We start from the raw sequence: 6,205 nt of genomic DNA, 5'->3' as shown, positions 1-6,205 counted from the left end.
AAAGTTCACTTCATCGCGTCAATTGCGACTTTTTCATATTAACATCTCTTTAACAGCGAGTCAACATTTTTTTTATTTTTTACTACTTCTTTTCGTTTTTTGTCGAACCATCTTGGCGACGTATATAAATATAACATCCCATTTAGATTATGACAAGCCCTTTTTTTCATTTTTTTTATAAATGATAAAAAAATTTATATATAGTACGAAGGAAGTGTAATACGCAATGTCGAATTAGCCATAAACTATATAGAAAAGGGGTTTAGAAAATGGATCTACAACCAGATATCCTCATAAAATTACTAGTATCAGCAATGTTAGGTTCCGTTATCGGTTTAGAAAGAGAGTTAAAAAGAAAACCTCTTGGATTAAAGACATGCCTTGTTATATCAATAATGAGTTGCCTTTTAACAATTGTTTCTATTAGTTCTGCCTTTTCATTTCATGGAAGTGATTATTTAAATATAACCATGGATCCGTTACGTTTACCAGCTCAAATAGTATCAGGTATCGGTTTCGTTGGAGCTGGTGTAATTCTCCGAAGAGGTAATGATACTATAGCTGGGTTAACAACAGCTGCTATGATTTGGGGCGCATCGGGTATCGGAATAATTGTTGGGGCTGGCTTTTACGCCGAGGCTTTAGCAGGCGTAGGCTTATTAATAATAAGTGTAGAATTAATTCCTTACTTAATTAACAAGCTTGGTCCTAAAAGATTAAAAGAAAGAGATATAAGTTTAAAGCTAACAGTAATAGGAAGCGAAAATATAAATATTGTCATTGATCAAATTACCGCTCAGGATATTACAGTTAAAAATATTAAAATAAAAGGATTAAATAATGATGAACATTATGTCCAAATGAAATTATTAGTGTTTAATAAACGAAGAACGACAGAAATTTATTATGATATTGAACAAATAGAAAACATCCGTGGAATTGAAATAGAAAGTATATAGTAGTGATAAGTTATTGCTTATTGGTAAAAATAAGTGTTACGAAATTGCGATGGAGGTATAAGCTTGAAAGTGTTTCGTAACCAACCTATCTATTTTAAATCCTATACACTATTAAAAATTACATTAATTTTATTATCGTTGATTGCTATTTTCGGATCAATCATCCATTTCGCTGAGCCATTTACTTTTCCAACTGTATGGGACGGTATGTGGTGGTCAATAGTAACTACATTTACAGTAGGTTACGGTGATTACGTACCTCTATCTCCAGTTGGACGTTTTTTTGCAGTTATATTAATTTTACTTGGTACTGGATTTGGTTCTTATTATATGATTTCATTCACAGCACAAGCATTTAGGAACCAGGACGCGGATTTTAGAGGTGCTCTTACATTTACGAAAAAGAACCATATTATAATAGTAGGTTGGAATGAACGAGTTAAAAATGTTATTAAACAACTACGTGCATCTTCAAACCAGATCTATATTGTATTAATTGATGAAAGTTTAGAGTTATTACCTCCTGATTTCGAAAAAGTGCACTTTGTAAAAGGATCTGCCTCCAATGACTTAGTTTTAGAAAAAGCAAATATAAAATTTGCCAATTCAATCTTAATTACTGCTGATCAAAATAAAAATGAGCAAGATGCTGATATGCAAACAATTTTAACAATCATCGCTACGAAAGGACTCAACCAATCAATTAACTGTATCGCAGAAATCTTAACCAAAAATCAAGTCATTAACGCAAATCGAGCTGGCGCCAATGAAATAATTGAAGCGCATTTGTTAACTTCCTTTGTAATGTCAGGTTCGATTATGCATAGAGGATATTCAGATGTTGTACTTAAGTTAACAAATCAATTAGAAAACTTTACAGTGAAAATATTGGAAGTTGAACAAAAAATGATTGAAAAATTTTATTTCGATATTGTAGTTGAAGAATTAAACAACGATAAAATGATTATTGGAATCATTCGTGATCAACAAACAATCATCAGACCCGATAAAAGTATTAAAATTGCAAAAGATGATTTTCTTATCTTACTTACTTAACAATTGCTATCAAAAAAGAGCCAATCCTAAAGATTTGGCTCTTTTTTGATAGACAAATTCTAAAACTTGATTTTCAGACTGATTGCAAGCGCTTGTCTTTCGAGGCGCGAAGCCTGGTGAGGAGCGGAGTTACCTAAAACGGTAATGAGCACCGCAGACAGGAGAAGCAACGAAGAAAGCGAGCGTTTGTCAACAGTCTGAAAGAGCCAATCCAAAAGATTTGGCTCTTTTTTTTATAAAAGTTCGTCCTCAATTCCCTTAAGAATTTCAAACCCTTTAATTTGATATTTTCTAGGAACTTTTCCATCTTTTTCAATTGGTTCTTGGAACTGGTTTAATGAACCAGTTAAATTTCCCTCTAAACCAACATTATCATCTAGCCCCTCATTATAAATATGAGTTAATAAAAAAGGAGTCTCAAATTGTATAACGGCCCCATTCATATCTAACGAACCGGAAGTAACATTAAAGGGTAATCTTAAATATTGATACCCGTCATCATCCTGCATTAATAAATCAAAACTCCCATGATCATATTCCCAGTTTGCTCCAATTACAAATCCATGATTTTTTAATTTCCCCTCAATGTCATTAAGCGGAAATATTGCATTCTCTAATTTTGATTTTAAAGGATACATGCTTTTCTCCTCCTTTTTCAATAGTATTTTCTTATTAAGTAAAAACATGAATTTTAATTTTAATTTCAATAAAAAAAACCGTTGTTAAAGTCAAATTAACAACGGTCTTTTTGTCTTAATATTATTTTAATCGTTCTTCTAATTGCATTTTTAGTTCTTCAAATCCTGGTTTACCTAATAATGCAAACATGTTCTTCTTGTATGCTTCGACACCTGGTTGATCAAATGGATTTACTCCAAGTAAATATCCACTCATCGCACAAGCTAGTTCAAAGAAGTATACTGTATAACCGAAAGTATACTCATCTAATTTTGGTAAAGAAACAATTAGATTTGGTACTCCACCGTCAGCATGAGCTAAGATCGTACCTTCAAAAGCTTTTTTATTAACAAAATCTACAGTTTTACCAGCAAGATAATTTAATCCGTCAGAGTCGTTATCCTCAAGTTCAATTGTTAATTCATGGCGAGGATTTTCAACAGATAAAACTGTTTCAAATAGATCACGTCGACCTTCTTGTACATATTGTCCAAGAGAATGTAAATCCGTTGAGAAGTTTGCTGAAGATGGATAGATACCTTTTTGGTCTTTCCCTTCACTCTCTCCAAATAATTGCTTCCACCATTCTCCAAAATATTGTAATGATGGTTCATAGTTAACAAGCATCTCGATTGTTTTGCCTTTATTGTATAAAACATTTCGAACAACTGCATATTGATATGCTTGATTATCTTCTAATTCTGAAGAGTTGTATTCTTTATATGCATCTTGTGCACCCTTCATCATTTGTTCAATATCAATACCCGCTGCAGCAATCGGTAATAAACCTACTGCAGTTAATACTGAATAACGTCCACCTACATCGTCAGGAATAACAAATGTTTCATAACCCTTTTCATCAGCAACAGTTTTTAATGCCCCACGTGCTTTATCAGTTGTAGCATAAATACGATGTTTAGCTTCTTCAACACCATATTTTTCCTCTAACAGCTTTCTAAAAATACGGAATGCAATAGCTGGTTCAGTAGTTGTCCCAGATTTTGAGATAACATTAATTGAAAAATCCTTATCCTTTAAAACTTGAGCTAAATCATGCATATATGTAGAACTAATATTATTTCCTACGAAGAAAACTTGAGGTGCTTTTCTTTCTTCTTTAGAAGCAATATTAAAAAATGAGTGTTGTAACATTTCAATTGCAGCACGTGCACCTAAATAAGATCCACCAATACCAATTACTAAAAGAACGTCTGAATCTGATTTAATTTTCTCTGCTGCTTTTTGAATTCGAGAAAATTCTTCTTTGTCATAGTCATTAGGTAACTCTACCCATCCTAGAAAGTCGCTACCTGCACCTGTTTTTTCATGAATTGTATGGTGAAATAATTTCACTGCATCCCTTAAATATGATATTTCATGATCTTGAAAAAACATTTTTGCTTTTGAATAGTCAAATTTAATATGAGAAGTCATACTTCAAACCTCCTTAAATAGTTGTAATACCTTTACAATGTACCTAATTAAATAATTGAAAGCAAGTAAATGCAACTATATTTATGTGAAAAAATTAACAAAAAATTAAAAGACATTTCTTCTTATAATTATTTTTGAGTACATAAACAAACATAAATGAGGAAAGCTATGTTAGAAGGTCATAAAAAGGAGGTTAACCTATATGAGTACATTACAACGTATTGCACTTATTTTTACAATTATTGGGGCTATAAACTGGGGTTTAATTGGATTTTTTCAATTTGATTTAGTTGCAGCAATTTTTGGTGGTGCAGATTCTGCTTTTGCTCGAATTATTTATGGTATCGTTGGTATTTCAGGATTAATTAACCTTGGCTTATTATTTAAACCTTCAGAAGAGCTAGGAACACATCCTGAAACAAATGAAGTAAGATAAATTGCAGACGAAATTAGTCTCTTATCTATACTTTTTTTAAGAATTAAAAAGGAAGGGTAAATTCCCTTCCTTTTTAATTCGTCATATTTTCTTTCTTCATCTCAACGCGAAGCCATTCATTTAATTTTTTATGCAGGGTGCTAAATCCATCTGGTTTAAGCTCTCTTAATAGTCTAGCTGCATGTTTTAAGTTCTCCTCACCATTAAATCCTTGATCGATACTTGCTCCTTTTAAAGACAAACTTATTTTTCCTGTCATCTCATCAATAGACAGTACACGTACATTTACTAATTGCCCAACAGAAATATAGTCTCGAATATCGCGAACATATCCATTAATAATTTCGGAAATATGTACTAGTCCTTGTGTTTGGTGATCAAGTGAAATAAAGGCACCATACGTTTGAATCCCTGTTACTTTACCAGTGTAAACTTTTCCAATATTGTAGTTTTGTGCCATTCAAAACACTCCTAATTTTCGTTCAATTCCACTAACTAAATTTTAGCACACACAGACCAACTTTTAAAGTTTGCTTACTACTCATAAATGGTACTTCTTTTCTAAAATCCCTTTACTTATTATAGTCACTTTAAAGGTTGGGCTATTTCAATTATTTTAAATAAATACTTGTCTCTATTAGAATTGACGAAAAACTTATAATTTAAAAGTATTTTAGCAATTTGCATATCATATGGTGACATACAGAGTATTACTTAGATAAAGAATGTATTCCTTCCGTTTGGACATAATAATCCAAAAACTTAAAGGAGAGTTTGGATGATGAATCATTCTGGAACAATGCAGTCAACATATAAGATTTCTGGACTTGATGTTTATTATGAACTTTACGGATACCATAATAGCAATAATCAAGATACAAAAGTATTTGTATTAATTCACGGTTTTTTATCATCTTGCTTCAGTTTCCGAAGACTAATCCCTTTTATCTCAAAAGATCATGTTGTTGTCGTAATTGACCTACCCCCGTTTGGTAAAAGTGGAAAACATTTAAATTTTAAATATTCGTATGATAACTTTGCGAATGTCGTTATCTCTCTTGTAAATCATTTAAATTTACAAAACATTTATTTAGTCGGACATTCTATGGGTGGGCAAATTGCTTTATATGTAACAAAAAAAGAACCGGAGCTTGTTAAAAAAGTGATTTTATTATGTAGTTCAGGTTATTTAGGAAGGGCAAATCCTCATTTAATTATTTCATCTTATTTTCCTTTTTTCTATCTATATATTAAAAGGCATTTAGCTAAACAAGGTATTATGAACTCACTCATTTCAGTTGTTCATGATCAGAAGTTAATCGATGATGAGATGATAAATGGCTACAAGGAACCTTTTTTGCAAGATGAAATTTTCAGAGCATTAACAAAGATGATTCGTGATCGAGAAGGTGATTTAAGTCCTGAAGATTTACAAAATATATCAGTACCTACTCTATTAATTTGGGGTGAAAAAGATAAAGTAGTTCCATTAGAAGTAGGCGAAAGATTGCATCGTGATTTAAGGTACTCAACTTTATATACTTATCCAGAAGCAGGACACTTAATTCCTGAAGAAATTCCTGAACATATTTATGAACGTATTTCAAATTTTGTATAAGAAAAAGAGTCTCGAATTGGGACT

The 6,205-nt window shown here is 31.7% G+C and carries 7 protein-coding genes; 4 read left to right on the top strand and 3 right to left on the bottom strand.

The window, feature by feature from the left end; translation table 11 throughout:
* Positions 1 to 269: 269 nt before the first annotated feature.
* Positions 270 to 959, top strand: coding sequence for an MgtC/SapB family protein (locus tag ABEY15_RS05085; RefSeq protein ID WP_098233889.1), 690 nt, complete (start codon positions 270 to 272; stop codon positions 957 to 959).
* Positions 960 to 1,028: 69 nt separating this feature from the next.
* The gene (locus tag ABEY15_RS05080; protein WP_429888888.1) at positions 1,029 to 2,015 is read left to right on the top strand and encodes a TrkA-related ion transporter; all 987 of its coding nucleotides are present in this window, start codon (positions 1,029 to 1,031) and stop codon (positions 2,013 to 2,015) included.
* 233 nt (positions 2,016 to 2,248) lie between these two features.
* Here the strand turns inward: ABEY15_RS05080 and ABEY15_RS05075 are convergent, their stop codons facing one another.
* Both ABEY15_RS05075 and ABEY15_RS05070 read right to left on the bottom strand, forming a co-directional pair.
* Complete coding sequence (locus tag ABEY15_RS05075) at positions 2,249 to 2,653, bottom strand: YugN family protein (protein ID WP_429888881.1); 405 nt, start codon at positions 2,651 to 2,653, stop codon at positions 2,249 to 2,251.
* Positions 2,654 to 2,774: 121 nt separating this feature from the next.
* Positions 2,775 to 4,127 (bottom strand): glucose-6-phosphate isomerase, encoded by a 1,353-nt coding sequence (locus ABEY15_RS05070; protein WP_429888879.1) that lies wholly within the window; start codon positions 4,125 to 4,127, stop codon positions 2,775 to 2,777.
* Positions 4,128 to 4,329: 202 nt separating this feature from the next.
* On the opposite strand from ABEY15_RS05070, the gene ABEY15_RS05065 reads away from it, so the two are divergent.
* Positions 4,330 to 4,563, top strand: a complete 234-nt coding sequence (locus tag ABEY15_RS05065; RefSeq protein WP_056468643.1) for a DUF378 domain-containing protein — start codon at positions 4,330 to 4,332, stop codon at positions 4,561 to 4,563.
* 73 nt (positions 4,564 to 4,636) lie between these two features.
* On the opposite strand, the gene ABEY15_RS05060 is transcribed toward ABEY15_RS05065, so the two are convergent.
* The gene (locus tag ABEY15_RS05060; protein WP_335413601.1) at positions 4,637 to 5,023 is read right to left on the bottom strand and encodes a CvfD/Ygs/GSP13 family RNA-binding post-transcriptional regulator; all 387 of its coding nucleotides are present in this window, start codon (positions 5,021 to 5,023) and stop codon (positions 4,637 to 4,639) included.
* A gap of 321 nt (positions 5,024 to 5,344) precedes the next feature.
* On the opposite strand from ABEY15_RS05060, the gene ABEY15_RS05055 reads away from it, so the two are divergent.
* Entirely contained in the window at positions 5,345 to 6,181 is an 837-nt protein-coding gene (locus ABEY15_RS05055; protein WP_429888886.1) for an alpha/beta fold hydrolase, read from the top strand.
* Positions 6,182 to 6,205 lie beyond the last annotated feature (24 nt).

The organism is Gottfriedia acidiceleris (assembly GCF_050457485.1).
Classification (GTDB): Bacteria; Bacillota; Bacilli; order Bacillales; family Bacillaceae_G; genus Gottfriedia; species Gottfriedia acidiceleris_D.
This window is presented reverse-complemented; position numbering and strand designations above follow the sequence as displayed.